This window comes from Aeromonas sp. PS2Canimalfood6 (assembly GCF_048276795.1).
Lineage (GTDB): Bacteria > Pseudomonadota > Gammaproteobacteria > Enterobacterales > Aeromonadaceae > Aeromonas > Aeromonas caviae.
In genome coordinates, this window is record NZ_JBLUXC010000079.1 from 1 (window position 1) to 13,312 (window position 13,312).

Here is a 13,312-nt window from a genome sequence, read left to right on the forward strand (position 1 = left end):
TGGCATCGCCCTGTTCGGCCGCCTTGCGGAACCAGGTCACCGCCTGCTTGTCGTCCTGTGCCACCCCCTTGCCCTGCACGTACATTATCCCCAGCAAGCCCTGCGCCTTGGCATCGCCCTGTTCGGCCGCCTTGCGGAACCAGGCCACCGCCTGCTTGTCGTCCTGTGCCACCCCCCGGCCATCCTCATATGCCATCCCCATAAGGTACTGCGCCGTGGCATCGCCCTGTTCGGCCGCCTTGCGGAACCAGGTCACCGCCTGCTTGTCGTCCTGTGCCACCCCCTTGCCCTGCACGTACATTATCCCCAGCAAGCCCTGCGCCTTGGCATCGCCCTGTTCGGCCGCCTTGCGGAACCAGGTCACCGCCTGCTTGTCGTCCTGTGCCACCCCCTTGCCCTGCACGTACATTGACCCCAGCAAAAACTGCGCCTTTGCATCGCTCTGTTCGGCCGCTTTCTGCACTTCGGAAATGGGGGCATTTTTCCAGTCATTTGCCTGCAGGGTGGGGCCCCAACAAGCCCCGACGACCAGCAGTGCCAAAATCCCTTTTTTCATCTCTTTCCTACTGATCTATGGATTCTGCCTCGCATCGTATCGCAGGTGGCACCAGCGGGTTGTCTCGGGGATCCCAAAACAGCGCAGGAGCTCCCCCAAAGCCGCCGCGCCTAATCGCTTTTATGTTCAATCACGATGTTTAGCGGCTAAAACGGGGCGCTGGCGGCAAACAGGCCGCCTGTATCGCGTTTGGTAGCGTTTCAATACCCAAGACAGGGCATTGACGGCCTGAAGGTTTGCAACGCTTCTGAAGCGGTTTGAGGGGCGGGCCCAGCGGGACGTCGTTTCGATCCAACATTCGCAGCCAATGGGCAAAAACCTCCTTCGCGATTGACGCGCATTCCGATAAACGCCACCAATTATCCTGACAGGATACAAAGCCTTGTTTATCAAACACTTATTGCAAACCCTCATCACTTGCATGATACTGATCACTCACCCAACTGAGGACCACCCCTGACCATTGCTGAAACCAGCAATCGGCCAAGGGTCCTCGCCAGTCGAGCTCCACTGGATAATCAGGGGCGCACCCAAAACTACCGGTGGCGGGTGGACGGCCAGCCTGAAAAACAGGCATAGCCTGAGTGGGTGGGATGCGACCATAAAACCTGCATCGGCGCAGACCAGCTCTGCGTGGCGACCCTCGGGTTATACGCCGTTGGCAATGCACCATGGGTAATGAAGCCCCTCGGGGCCACAATCCGTTGGATATACCGGCACACACATCGACGTCCAGCATCACGCTGCCATGGCAGCATTTCGGCCTCCGCCCCCATCGCCGGACAGCCGATGCGACGCGCACGATAGCCCCCCTGCCGTCTCTGTCTGACAGAGACGGCCAGCGCCAACCCGGCGCAACTCCAGAGCCCTCGGGCCACGCCGCCAGATCTCCCTGGCACGAAACACGACGAAACCGTCGCTCAGCCAGGCCAGCCGGATGCTCGGCGCAGTCGATCTCGACCCGCGCCCTGCCTGCAGGAGCCCCCTGCCACAGCAGCCACCTCCGCTCTGCGGAACAACAACACGCTCACCGCGTAAGGAGCAAACCCCGATGCCACCACGACACGCGTAGTCGCAAACACACGCATAACACTCAACACCAGTATCAGGGGATGGCGGCATCAAAACCATAAAATGAATAATCAAAAAAGGATTTTGATATGGCGCGATGTGATAGAGCCCACCCGAACGCGAGAAATTTTGGCCTCGGTGCCAGGGATATGGCCCGGGCAGGGCTGCACGCCCTGCGCGAGGGGATGCAGAGTCACAGCTCGATCGCTACGATGGCGGATCGCTGGGCACAGTTCGCCGCCTGGGCGCGAGATACTGCGGGTATCAAGGACATGCGGCATATCGAGGCCTCGACCCTGCGCGACTACGCCACCCACCTGATCGAGCGGCTGGAGCGGGGAGAGATCAGCCCCGCCACCGCCCAAAACGCGCTCTCCTCCGTCAACAGAGTGCTGGAAATCGCCCGTGGCGATCGTGCCGTGCGGCTCGATCCCGTGCGCGAGGCGGGGCTGCCGATCCGTAGCGGGATCGCCACCACTGATCGGGCCGTGTCGTTGTCCCAGCACGACAACGTGCTGCCAGCGTTGCCGGAGCGGCTGGCCGCCATCCTCGCCCTGCAGCGGGAATTCGGGCTGCGGTTTGAGGAGGCTGCAAAAATGGACGCCGTCCGGGCGCTGACACAGGCCAAAAACGGCACAGTGCGTATCGAGGCTGGCACCAAGGGCGGTCTGGCCAGGGATCTACCCATCACCCGCCCGATGACCCAGCGATTTGTGCTGGCCAACGCCGCGATGCTCCAGGGCGCTGATCGCAGCCTGATCCCCGCTCATCAGACCTATCGTGAATTTCGCGCGGAGGCCTATGCCGAGCTGCGCAGCGCGGGAATTCGCTCGCATGGCGAACGCCATGCCTACGCCCAAGAACGGTACGCCGCCCTAGTGGGGGCCCCCACGCCCGTCGCAGCCGGGATCCGTCACGGGGCCGAACATCATCGGTTTTTGGCCACCAGGCTCGGGATCGACGTCGCTGCAGCGCGGACGCTCGATCAGCAGGCCCGTCTGCAGGTGGCCACCGAGCTGGGCCACGGGCGGATCGATGTCACCAACACCTACCTGGGGTAACGATCATGAGCAGCATGGAAACGTGGATCAGAGCCCGGGTCGATGTCTACCTGCGACACGGTGGCAAAACCAGCCGAAGAGCTACTGTCAGCAGGCTGATTGCCGTTTTAGAGGACATTCGTCAGCATGAGCAGGGGGTGAGGCTACCGCCCCAGATAGGACGGGCCCACCTGCACCGCTATTGGGCCCGCCACAGTCACCTCTCCGAACGGACGCGACAGGACCATTGGTATGCGGTGCGGCTGTTGTGGGAGTTACTGGACAGGGCTGGCCTGCCGCCCCGTCCTCCGCTACAATCAAATTCTGATTTTGATTATTCAAAATAGGATTGTGATATGGAAGAACTGCAAGCGAAGTGGGTCTTCGACCAAGGCGGGTTTGCCAAGGCGCTGATCGCCCCCACCCCGATGGGCCAGGGCTACCACCTGCATCTGGTGAAGTTCGGCAAACAGAACGAGTCCATTGTCCTAGAACGACAACGTGGCGGCTGGCGCGTGTTCAAAAGCATCGATGCCGCAGCCAACACCGCCAACGGGATAGGTTTTCGGCGCATCGAGATCGATCTGAGCAGTCGCTGAAAACGTTAAACCACCGAGACAAAACCCGCTCCGTGGATAAGCCCTCCTGCCCACAGGCCAAACACATGGCCTGATGGACAGCCCTTCGGGAGCAGGCTTAACCACCTCGCCAAGATCCTCTCTCGATTATGAAGAGCTCAAAGACAACGGCCCAAAGGCCGCGCAAAAAGGATGTCGCAAAGCTCCCCAGTTGGCAGGCTCTCCTATCTTTCCGCTGCGCTTCAAGATAGGAGAGCCCTCCTGCTTGGCTACGTTAAAAATGACGTAGTTACACAAGATTGACTCGCCTTGCTCCGGACTATCGAGACTGCTTGCGGCAGCTCCCTCTCACGCGCTCCAGAGACACACCCCGTCCTTGCTGCATCTGCTTTAGTCCCCGCCTGATGGCCAGACTGCCGCGCCGTTTTTTAAGAGCTGGCCGTGGTTGGTTCCCCGTTACGCTCTGCTTGCAAATGCCCCACGGTTGCGAATCGTGGGCGGCTGTGGTGCGCGATCGCACGCTGGGCAGTATGTGAGATTTCCCCGTTCTGCCCGACCAACCACACCTACACACGGCAACAAACTCATGCTTCCAATCCGTGCGGGTACGACAACGCGCCAAAGGTGGTGGCCTTCGGTAACGGGTGTAAAGAGGGAATTAGCTTGAAAGATACGGCAAAGTGCCGCTAAACTTATTGGGACTTTTGGTAGCTGCTTCCCTCTACGGAGCCGTTACCAGGTACAAAGAGCGCCAACTCCGAGTACCTTCGAAAAACCGCCCGCCAAGGCGGTTTTTTCGTTTCTGGCGCACAGAGTAGCGTTGATCAGACTGATCGATCAACGCTTTTTAGTACGCACTACTGCAAAAAATACTCATATATTCAATACTATCCCGACAGGATAGTTGATAATCAATCGATCACGGCAAGGCTTCAACAAAGTCCGTCATGATATCCTTGATGGACTTCCCTTGTGCAGCAGCATGCATTTTCAGCTTGGTATGCAACACCTCTGGCAGGTCAAAATTAACCCGCTTCATCTTCTCGGATCCTGCGATATCACCCATGGTCATTGCCCGTTTTTGGCTACTGGGGCGACCAGCTTTCAACACACTCATTTACTCACACCCTCATTAACTCACTTGAGTAATGCTAATACTTCATCTGCCAAGCCCCGTATTTCCTGGGCTGCATTGCTATTAGGCTCAGCATCAAGCACAGTGGTACCTGCAGCTGCGGTGCTCGGATAAGCAACGCTTTGGGTCACTCTCGCCGCCAATACCGGCAGACCATACCCTTCCAGCGCCTCTCTGATCTCAGCGCCGATCTTGGTGTTCTTGATGGCTCGACTCACCACAAAGGCAGCCTTCAAACGGCCATCGGTCATTTCTATCCGCTGCTTCACCAGATCAACCAGATCAGAGGCCGCCCAAATATCGTAGGGAGATGGCTGGACGGGGATCAGCACCAAATTACTTGCCTTGATCGCGGAGATCGCTAGGTCAGCGGCCTGCGGAGCACCATCGATCACAATAATGTCTTTGTGAGACACAGCTTTGATGTCGCGCTCGATGGTTGGCCTATCAATCCCCACTACCGGCACCGGCTGATCATCACACACTGCGGACCAATCTCTTGCACTCCCCTGTGGATCGCTATCGATAAGCAGCACGTCATACCCTGCCAGTTGGAGCGATCTACTTAGATGGGTGGCGATCGTGGTTTTACCACTCCCCCCCTTCTGATTTAAGACCGAAATAACTTTCATCTCAAAAACTCATTTTCTCAAAAACTCATTCAATCATTGTCACGCTCCAAAAAAAGTGCAACCCGTTTCCTACCCTCCATCCCTCCCATACCCTCCAAGGATGACCTGGATAACACCAGATGACGACAGATAACATAGGGCAACTGGGATAACAGCAAAAAATAAAAAAAACCAAAAAAAACAACAACTTAAAACAACAAGCCGCAATATTCATTGCAACTAACACACAGTAAACGAAAAATTAAACGCAATAGATATGCTTAGTTTGCATATCCCAGGACAAGGCAACAGCAGGCAAATAACACATAAGTCATTGTTTTTAAAGAAAAAAAGCAATAGCATTTAGCTATTGTAATGAGGGGCAAATGAATGACGCAAAAATCGGAAGCGGCAGGAAGAAAAAAGCAGTCAGAAAAGAGGTTAGAACTGCGTCAGCAGATATGGGGCGATACGTTAGACGCCCTGGACCTTTGGGATAAAACGGTCCAAAAAGGATTCGCTTCAGTCCCCAGAACGCTACCGCAACTGGCCAGGATAATGGATAGGTTCGCCGGAAAAGGAACCCCTGTGTCAGGAGCTTATCTAGCCCTGCTCTGTAACGTTTTTGATCATAGTTTTCTAGAAATAAGAGACCGACAAAGGATGTCTTTTGAATCTGGATTTGCAGGGGAAAGAGCGGTTAACACATGGCTAGGGCGAATGAAAAAGCTGGTTGAGCTCGGATTCATAGCTCAGAAAGAAGGTATGTACGGAGAGTTCAGCTACGTACTCATTCTCAACCCATTCCTGGCTGTTCAATCACTCTACAAAAATACGCCGAAAGACGATTTATACAACGCTCTCGTGAGCAGGATGTCAGATGTAGGAACGAAATTTTAAGCTCCCACACCTGTGAGATGTTGCGTGCAACGTAATCAAAAATCAGTGGAATTAGGGAAAAACGGGTAAGGAGATTGTTGTGTTGCCAGGTGAAGAAGGAATGGTTCAAGCATTTCATGAGTTCATGAATCAAGTCTCGGCGAACTCAATTGACGACGCCGCGACATCACAGGGGCTTTTCTCATACATACTAACAAACCGCCAACGCGGTTCTATCAAGACAATTTGCGCGGAGCAAGACTGGGTAAACCCTGAAGAAAAGGGAGTCACCTTAACAAGAGAATATTTTAAGCATGTCCTCACTCAGAGAGTAGGGAAGGATGCCGCATCGCCAAGCGACTGCGCAACCATTTTGGCTAGTGCATATAGCGTGAAGAGCAATGTAGCAATAAACAAGCCGCGATATGACGGGGATACAGAGCGGGAGCAACAAGCTCTGATTTTCAACGCAGAAAAAAGCATCACGGTTAACGGCAAGAAGGGACTTTACGGGGTGGCAATCATCGAGATTAGCTTAAAAAGCTTAAGCCCCGTCACGGCTTATCACGCTAGGGGCTCAAAAGTTAAAGCATTTAGATAGGAAGGACGCCAATCTGGAACACCTCTCCCTGACTTAACAAGAATGAGTAAAAACGCTCCAGAAAATCCCTTCATATTTCCTCTTCGAGGAGTAAGCAGCATCGGCGATTTTCTGCTGTCTATCTACCTATTATCATACTAATACCTGTCAACTACGTCAAATAGTTGCGCTCCATGGCGATGCTCCTGGTGCTCATAACGCCGTCTATGTTCAAGATCCCAACAAGCGTCTCGGAGCGGCCTCAAACCCGGCGGCATCGATCTCAAAGCGGATCACGCCGATTTCCTGCAAATAGGCCTGCAAGGTATCGAGCTTACGAAAGACCCGGAGTTGTTTGCTTCGCTGGGCGGCGAGGGCGCGTTCGGCGAGGCCGTAGCGCACCAACAGGGTCCAGCCGCCTGGTTGTCCGACGGCGACCACGACACGGACGGCGCCGGAGGCCACCAGTTGAACGAGGGTGGGATGGGTAATGGTTTCCATGGGGGTGATCTCGAAGCAAGGGAGGATGCCGCGCAGAATGAGAAATAACGCCGCGCAAGACAAGGGGTATTGCGGGGTGACGGGCAGCAAAAAGGGCGTCCAATTTAACGTAACACCCCCTTATACGCACTAGCCGATGGGGTTACTGCTTGGGTTGGTACAGTTCAACATACTGGCCAGCCAGTGCCTGCGCCTCTGCCAATACCGCAGGCGATAAACGCTTGGCGAAAAGGTCACGTTTTGTAGCCGCCTCGACATCCCCATTGGCGGCAGACACCGAACTCCAGACGGGGAGCCCGCAGAATTCGGAAAAAATCGTACGCTAAGGTTTTCCGGGCATCCGTAAGGGCCGAAACTTCCCGTCTTCCAGTCTGCGGCTCTGCCGCCAGACGTAATCGCCGGTTAGGTTGATGTGCTCCCAGCCCAGCGGCGACAGGAATTGCAGCAGCTCGCCGTCCACCGGCTTGCCGGCCTCGACCAACCCCTGGGTGGCGCGTTCCAGGTACACCGTGTTCCACAGCACGATAGCCGCCGTCACCAGGTTGAGGCCGCTGGCCCGGTAGCGCTGCTGCTCGAAGCTCCGATCCCTGATTTCCCCAAGGCGGTTGAAGAACACCGCCCTGGCCAGCGAGTTGCGCGCCTCACCTTTGTTCAGGCCGGCATGCACGCGGCGGCGCAGTTCAACACTTTGCAGCCAGTCCAGGATGAACAGCGTGCGCTCGATCCGGCCCAGCTCGCGCAGGGCCACGGCCAGTCCGTTCTGGCGCGGGTAGCTGCCGAGCTTGCGCAGCATCAGCGAGGCGGTGACGGTGCCCTGCTTGATCGAGCTGGCCAGGCGCAGGATGTCGTCCCAGTGGGCACGCACGTGCTTGATGTTCAGGGTGCCGCCGATCAGCGGGCGCAACGTCGGGTAGGCTTGCACGCCCTGCGGCACGTACAGCTTGGTTTCGCCGAGGTCGCGGATGCGCGGCGCGAAGCGGAAGCCTAGCAGGTGCATCAGGGCAAAGACGTGATCGGTGAAGCCGGCCGTGTCGGTGTAGTGCTCCTCGATCCGCAGGTCGGACTCGTGGTACAGCAGGCCGTCGAGCACATAGGTGGAATCGCGGACGCCGACATTCACCACGCGGGTGCTGAACGGCGCGTACTGGTCGGAGATATGGGTATAGAACAGCCGTCCCGGCTCGCTACCGTACTTCGGGTTGACGTGCCCGGTGCTCTCGCCCCGGCCACCCGCGCGGAAGCGCTGGCCATCGGAGGATGAGGTCGTGCCGTCGCCCCAGTGGGCGGCAAAGGCGTGGCGATACTGGTGGTTGACCAGCTCGGCCAAGGCCGCCGAATAGGTTTCGTCGCGGATGTGCCAGGCTTGCAGCCAGGACAGCTTGGCGTAGGTCAGGCCGGGGCTCGACTCGGCCATCTTGGTCAGCCCGAGGTTGATCGCATCACCGAGGATTGCGGACAGCAGCAACGTCCTGTCTTTGGCCTCGGCCCCGTCCTTCAAGTGGGTGAAGTGGCGGCTGAAGCCCGTCCAGTCGTCCACGTCCATCAGCAGTTCGGTGATCTTGATGCGCGGCAGTAACTGGCTGGTTTGGTCGATCAGCGCCTGCGCCCGATCCGGCACCGCCGCATCCAGCGGGGTGATTTTCAGCCCTGACTCGGTGAGGATGGCATCGGGCAGCTCGTTGTCCTTGGCCAGGCGGGTGACGGTGGCCAACTGCTCGTCCAGCAGCTGCAAACGCTCTTCCAGGTACTGGTCGCTGTTCGGGTTGATCGCCAGGGGCAGGGCCTGCTCGCGCTTGAGTGCGGCGAACTTCTCGGCCGGCAGCAGGTAGTCGTCGAAGTCGCGGAACTGCCGCGAGCCCTTGACCCAGATGTCGCCGGAGCGCAGGGCGTTCTTCAGCTCGGACAGGGCGCAGATTTCGTAGAATTTCCGGTCGAGGCCTTCCGGGGTGATCACCAGCGGCTTCCAGCGCGGCTTGATGAAGGCCGTGGGTGCATCGGCCGGCACCTTGCGCAGGTTGTCGGCGTTCATCTCACGCAGGGTCTGCACGGCTGCCAGCACGCCTTGCGCGGCCGGCCCGTGCTGTTCCCCAACTTTTCGCTCGGCGAAGAGTATGAACATGCGCCGCCGGCGACGAATCGCCAAATCTCACCGTATCTCCCGAGCGGACGATTTCGCACCGGTCTGCCCGTCGAAGGGCTTGCGATCGAACGGGGCGACCTTTTCTATGCATGTCCGCGAGCCAGCGTCTTTTATGGCACGGCGCTCGACGCCGACCTTCGGACGCGCGGCGTAAGCACGCTTGTCATGGCCGGGATAAGCACCACCGGCGTTGTTCTTTCAAGCGTCGCCTGGGCTAGTGATGCGGACTACGACGTGCGTTTGGTCCAGGACTGCTGCTACGACCCGGATCGGGATGCCCACGAAGCTCTGTTGCGTTCCGGGTTCGGCGGACGTGTACAGGTCGTGTAATTTTCGGGCCTCGCATGATCGCGGCCATAGCCGCAGGTGGATTGGTGCGAGGCAGGGCCAGTCCAAGTCAGGGTGCGGTCATCGCGGCGCCTGCAACTCTCAAAAACCCATCGCCGTAGCGGAGGTCTTGTAATCGCATGTCATTACGCACGCCCGATTTATTGTTCACAGCGATAGCACCTGCCATTTGGGGCAGCACCTACATTGTCACCACCCAATACCTGCCGAACTTCTCACCGATGACGGTCGCGATGCTGCGGGCGTTGCCGGCGGGTTTATTGCTCGTGATGATCGTCCGACAGATTCCAACGGGAATCTGGTGGATGCGCATCTTCATCCTCGGCGCACTTAATATTTCGCTATTCTGGAGCTTGTTGTTTATTTCGGTCTACCGCCTGCCGGGCGGGGTCGCGGCGACGGTAGGCGCTGTGCAGCCGCTGATGGTCGTGTTCATCTCTGCCGCTCTGCTAGGTAGCCCGATACGATTGATGGCGGTCCTGGGGGCTATTTGCGGAACTGCGGGCGTGGCGCTGTTGGTGTTGACACCAAACGCAGCGCTAGATCCTGTCGGCGTCGCAGCGGGCCTGGCGGGGGCGGTTTCCATGGCGTTCGGAACCGTGCTGACCCGCAAGTGGCAACCTCCCGTGCCTCTGCTCACCTTTACCGCCTGGCAACTGGCGGCCGGAGGACTTCTGCTCGTTCCAGTAGCTTTAGTGTTTGATCCGCCAATCCCGATGCCTACAGGAACCAATGTTCTCGGCCTGGCGTGGCTCGGCCTGATCGGAGCGGGTTTAACCTACTTCCTTTGGTTCCGGGGGATCTCGCGACTCGAACCTACAGTTGTTTCCTTACTGGGCTTTCTCAGCCCGGGGACCGCCGTGTTGCTAGGATGGTTGTTCTTGGATCAGACGCTGAGTGCGCTTCAAATCATCGGCGTCCTGCTCGTGATCGGGAGTATCTGGCTGGGCCAACGTTCCAACCGCACTCCTAGGGCGCGTATAGCTTGCCGGAAGTCGCCTTGACCCGCATGGCATAGGCCTATCGTTTCCACGATCAGCGATCGGCTCGTTGCCCTGCGCCGCTCCAAAGCCCGCGACGCAGCGCCGGCAGGCAGAGCAAGTAGAGGGCAGCGCCTGCAATCCATGCCCACCCGTTCCACGTTGTTATAGAAGCCGCATAGATCGCCGTGAAGAGGAGGGGTCCGACGATCGAGGTCAGGCTGGTGAGCGCCGCCAGTGAGCCTTGCAGCTGCCCCTGACGTTCCTCATCCACCTGCCTGGACAACATTGCTTGCAGCGCCGGCATTCCGATGCCACCCGAAGCAAGCAGGACCATGATCGGGAACGCCATCCATCCCCGTGTCGCGAAGGCAAGCAGGATGTAGCCTGTGCCGTCGGCAATCATTCCGAGCATGAGTGCCCGCCTTTCGCCGAGCCGGGCGGCTACAGGGCCGGTGATCATTGCCTGGGCGAGTGAATGCAGAATGCCAAATGCGGCAAGCGAAATGCCGATCGTGGTCGCGTCCCAGTGAAAGCGATCCTCGCCGAAAATGACCCAAAGCGCGGCCGGCACCTGTCCGACAAGTTGCATGATGAAGAAGACCGCCATCAGGGCGGCGACGACGGTCATGCCCCGGGCCCACCGGAACGAAGCGAGCGGGTTGAGAGCCTCCCGGCGTAACGGCCGGCGTTCGCCTTTGTGCGACTCCGGCAAAAGGAAACAGCCCGTCAGGAAATTGAGGCCGTTCAAGGCTGCCGCGGCGAAGAACGGAGCGTGGGGGGAGAAACCGCCCATCAGCCCACCGAGCACAGGTCCCGCGACCATCCCGAACCCGAAACAGGCGCTCATGAAGCCGAAGTGCCGCGCGCGCTCATCGCCATCAGTGATATCGGCAATATAAGCGCCGGCTACCGCCCCAGTCGCCCCGGTGATGCCGGCCACGATCCGCCCGATATAGAGAACCCAAAGGAAAGGCGCCGTCGCCATGATGGCGTAGTCGACAGCAGCGCCGGCCAGCGAGACGAGCAAGACCGGCCGCCGCCCGAAACGATCCGACAGCGCGCCCAGCACAGGTGCGCAGGCAAATTGCATCAACGCATACAGCGCCAGCAGAATGCCATAGTGGGCGGTGACGTCGTTCGAGTGAACCAGATCGCGCAGGAGGCCCGGCAGCACCGGCATAATCAGGCCGATGCCGACAGCGTCGAGCGCGACAGTGCTCAGAATTACGATCAGGGGTCTGTTGGGTTTCACGTCTGGCCTCCGGACCAGCCTCCGCTGGTCCGATTGAACGCGCGGATTCTTTATCACTGATAAGTTGGTGGACATATTATGTTTATCAGTGATAAAGTGTCAAGCATGACAAAGTTGCAGCCGAATACAGTGATCCGTGCCGCCCTGGACCTGTTGAACGAGGTCGGCGTAGACGGTCTGACGACACGCAAACTGGCGGAACGGTTGGGGGTTCAGCAGCCGGCGCTTTACTGGCACTTCAGGAACAAGCGGGCGCTGCTCGACGCACTGGCCGAAGCCATGCTGGCGGAGAATCATACGCATTCGGTGCCGAGAGCCGACGACGACTGGCGCTCATTTCTGATCGGGAATGCCCGCAGCTTCAGGCAGGCGCTGCTCGCCTACCGCGATGGCGCGCGCATCCATGCCGGCACGCGACCGGGCGCACCGCAGATGGAAACGGCCGACGCGCAGCTTCGCTTCCTCTGCGAGGCGGGTTTTTCGGCCGGGGACGCCGTCAATGCGCTGATGACAATCAGCTACTTCACTGTTGGGGCCGTGCTTGAGGAGCAGGCCGGCGACAGCGATGCCGGCGAGCGCGGCGGCACCGTTGAACAGGCTCCGCTCTCGCCGCTGTTGCGGGCCGCGATAGACGCCTTCGACGAAGCCGGTCCGGACGCAGCGTTCGAGCAGGGACTCGCGGTGATTGTCGATGGATTGGCGAAAAGGAGGCTCGTTGTCAGGAACGTTGAAGGACCGAGAAAGGGTGACGATTGATCAGGACCGCTGCCGGAGCGCAACCCACTCACTACAGCAGAGCCATGTAGACAACATCCCCTCCCCCTTTCCACCGCGTCAGACGCCCGTAGCAGCCCGCTACGGGCTTTTTCATGCCCTGCCCTAGCGTCCAAGCCTCACGGCCGCGCTCGGCCTCTCTGGCGGCCTTCTGGCGCTCCTGCTGCGGCGTCCGCTCGTGGGCCGTGGCGCGGGTCCGCGCGCCGGCCTCGTGCGCCTGGCGCTCGCGGGCGAGGTCCAGGGCGGCCGTCTTCACGTTCTGCCTTGCGCAGATGAGATAGGGGAGCCCGCAGAATTCGGAAAACCTTAGCGTACGATTTTTTCCGAATTCTGCGGGCTCCCCCAGACGTAAGCTAGCTTGTTATCCTGCACCACACCCACACCGTTGTCGTACATCACTCCGAGGAGAAGTTGTGCCTTGGCATTGCCCTGTTCGGCGGCCTTACGGGTCCAAGCCACCGCCTGCTTGTAGTCCTGCGCCACCCCCTTGCCCTGCACGTACATTGACCCCAGCATGCTCTGCGCCTTGGCATCGCCCTGTTCGGCCGCCTTGCGGAACCAGGTCACCGCCTGCTTGTCGTCCTGTGCCACCCCCTTGCCCTGCACGTACATTATCCCCAGCAAGCCCTGCGCCTTGGCATCGCCCTGTTCGGCCGCCTTGCGGAACCAGGCCACCGCCTGCTTGTCGTCCTGTGCCACCCCCCGGCCATCCTCATATGCCATCCCCATAAGGTACTGCGCCGTGGCATCGCCCTGTTCGGCCGCCTTGCGGAACCAGGTCACCGCCTGCTTGTCGTCCTGTGCCACCCCCTTGCCCTGCACGTACATTATCCCCAGCAAGCCCTGCGCCTTGGCATCGCCCTG

14 protein-coding genes and 1 pseudogene are annotated in these 13,312 nt (G+C 58.9%); 7 read left to right on the forward strand and 8 right to left on the reverse strand.

The window, feature by feature from the left end:
* On the reverse strand, positions 1 to 556 hold a 556-nt coding region (locus ACNPAA_RS19420; protein WP_417891955.1), incomplete at its 3' end, for a tetratricopeptide repeat protein.
* Positions 557 to 1,839: 1,283 nt separating this feature from the next.
* On the opposite strand from ACNPAA_RS19420, the gene ACNPAA_RS19425 reads away from it, so the two are divergent.
* Together ACNPAA_RS19425 and ACNPAA_RS19430 are read left to right on the forward strand one after the other, a co-directional pair.
* Positions 1,840 to 2,688 carry an integrase domain-containing protein gene (locus tag ACNPAA_RS19425; protein ID WP_417891956.1) on the forward strand — a complete coding sequence of 283 codons (849 nt, stop codon included), beginning with the start codon at positions 1,840 to 1,842 and terminating at the stop codon, positions 2,686 to 2,688.
* 335 nt (positions 2,689 to 3,023) lie between these two features.
* Positions 3,024 to 3,266, forward strand: a complete 243-nt coding sequence (locus tag ACNPAA_RS19430; protein WP_417891957.1) for a plasmid replication protein RepB — start codon at positions 3,024 to 3,026, stop codon at positions 3,264 to 3,266.
* A gap of 898 nt (positions 3,267 to 4,164) precedes the next feature.
* Here the strand turns inward: ACNPAA_RS19430 and ACNPAA_RS19435 are convergent.
* Together ACNPAA_RS19435 and parA are read right to left on the reverse strand one after the other, a co-directional pair.
* Entirely contained in the window at positions 4,165 to 4,362 is a 198-nt protein-coding gene (locus tag ACNPAA_RS19435; RefSeq protein WP_167570886.1) for a plasmid partition protein ParG, read from the reverse strand.
* A gap of 20 nt (positions 4,363 to 4,382) precedes the next feature.
* Positions 4,383 to 5,012, reverse strand: coding sequence for a ParA family partition ATPase (parA, locus tag ACNPAA_RS19440; RefSeq protein WP_167570885.1), 630 nt, complete (start codon positions 5,010 to 5,012; stop codon positions 4,383 to 4,385).
* A 369-nt stretch (positions 5,013 to 5,381) separates the two neighbouring features.
* Here parA and ACNPAA_RS19445 point away from each other — a divergent pair, with 369 nt between their 5' ends.
* Positions 5,382 to 5,891, forward strand: a complete 510-nt coding sequence (locus ACNPAA_RS19445) for a hypothetical protein (RefSeq protein ID WP_167570884.1) — start codon at positions 5,382 to 5,384, stop codon at positions 5,889 to 5,891.
* A 79-nt stretch (positions 5,892 to 5,970) separates the two neighbouring features.
* Positions 5,971 to 6,471 (forward strand): hypothetical protein, encoded by a 501-nt coding sequence (locus ACNPAA_RS19450; protein ID WP_417891958.1) that lies wholly within the window; start codon positions 5,971 to 5,973, stop codon positions 6,469 to 6,471.
* 210 nt (positions 6,472 to 6,681) lie between these two features.
* On the opposite strand, the gene ACNPAA_RS19455 is transcribed toward ACNPAA_RS19450, so the two are convergent.
* Positions 6,682 to 7,041: a hypothetical protein gene (locus ACNPAA_RS19455; RefSeq protein WP_266142729.1), complete on the reverse strand. Its 360-nt coding sequence runs from the start codon at positions 7,039 to 7,041 to the stop codon at positions 6,682 to 6,684.
* Between the two features lie 232 nt (positions 7,042 to 7,273).
* Positions 7,274 to 9,025: pseudogene (locus ACNPAA_RS19460) on the reverse strand (Tn3-like element TnAs1 family transposase); the annotation flags it as partial.
* Positions 9,026 to 9,028: 3 nt separating this feature from the next.
* Between ACNPAA_RS19460 and ACNPAA_RS19465 the strand changes: the two are divergent.
* Both ACNPAA_RS19465 and ACNPAA_RS19470 read left to right on the forward strand, forming a co-directional pair.
* Entirely contained in the window at positions 9,029 to 9,421 is a 393-nt protein-coding gene (locus ACNPAA_RS19465; protein ID WP_001351729.1) for a cysteine hydrolase family protein, read from the forward strand.
* Between the two features lie 137 nt (positions 9,422 to 9,558).
* Positions 9,559 to 10,443, forward strand: coding sequence for a DMT family transporter (locus ACNPAA_RS19470; RefSeq protein ID WP_000058717.1), 885 nt, complete (start codon positions 9,559 to 9,561; stop codon positions 10,441 to 10,443).
* Positions 10,444 to 10,474: 31 nt separating this feature from the next.
* Here the strand turns inward: ACNPAA_RS19470 and tet(A) are convergent, their stop codons facing one another.
* Entirely contained in the window at positions 10,475 to 11,674 is a 1,200-nt protein-coding gene (tet(A), locus tag ACNPAA_RS19475; protein WP_000804064.1) for a tetracycline efflux MFS transporter Tet(A), read from the reverse strand.
* A gap of 105 nt (positions 11,675 to 11,779) precedes the next feature.
* Between tet(A) and tetR(A) the strand changes: the two genes are divergently transcribed.
* On the forward strand, positions 11,780 to 12,430 hold the full coding sequence (tetR(A), locus tag ACNPAA_RS19480; RefSeq protein WP_000164043.1) for a tetracycline resistance transcriptional repressor TetR(A): 651 nt from the start codon (positions 11,780 to 11,782) through the stop codon (positions 12,428 to 12,430).
* A gap of 31 nt (positions 12,431 to 12,461) precedes the next feature.
* Here tetR(A) and ACNPAA_RS19485 read toward each other — a convergent pair whose 3' ends face one another.
* Together ACNPAA_RS19485 and ACNPAA_RS19490 are read right to left on the reverse strand one after the other, a co-directional pair.
* A complete protein-coding gene (locus ACNPAA_RS19485) occupies positions 12,462 to 12,704 on the reverse strand; it encodes a transposase (protein WP_000844627.1) in 243 nt (80 codons plus the stop codon).
* Between the two features lie 50 nt (positions 12,705 to 12,754).
* On the reverse strand, positions 12,755 to 13,312 hold a 558-nt coding region (locus ACNPAA_RS19490; RefSeq protein WP_417891959.1), incomplete at its 5' end, for a tetratricopeptide repeat protein.

Bases quoted from the DNA above. Each gene is read 5' to 3' on its own strand.
- ACNPAA_RS19425 (WP_417891956.1), top strand. From the start codon at position 1,840: ATGGCGGATCGCTGGGCACAGTTCGCCGCCTGGGCGCGAGATACTGCG.
- ACNPAA_RS19430 (WP_417891957.1), top strand. From the start codon at position 3,024: ATGGAAGAACTGCAAGCGAAGTGGGTCTTCGACCAAGGCGGGTTTGCC.
- ACNPAA_RS19435 (WP_167570886.1), bottom strand. From the start codon at position 4,362: ATGAGTGTGTTGAAAGCTGGTCGCCCCAGTAGCCAAAAACGGGCAATG.
- parA (WP_167570885.1), bottom strand. From the start codon at position 5,012: ATGAAAGTTATTTCGGTCTTAAATCAGAAGGGGGGGAGTGGTAAAACC.
- ACNPAA_RS19445 (WP_167570884.1), top strand. From the start codon at position 5,382: ATGACGCAAAAATCGGAAGCGGCAGGAAGAAAAAAGCAGTCAGAAAAG.
- ACNPAA_RS19470 (WP_000058717.1), top strand. From the start codon at position 9,559: ATGTCATTACGCACGCCCGATTTATTGTTCACAGCGATAGCACCTGCC.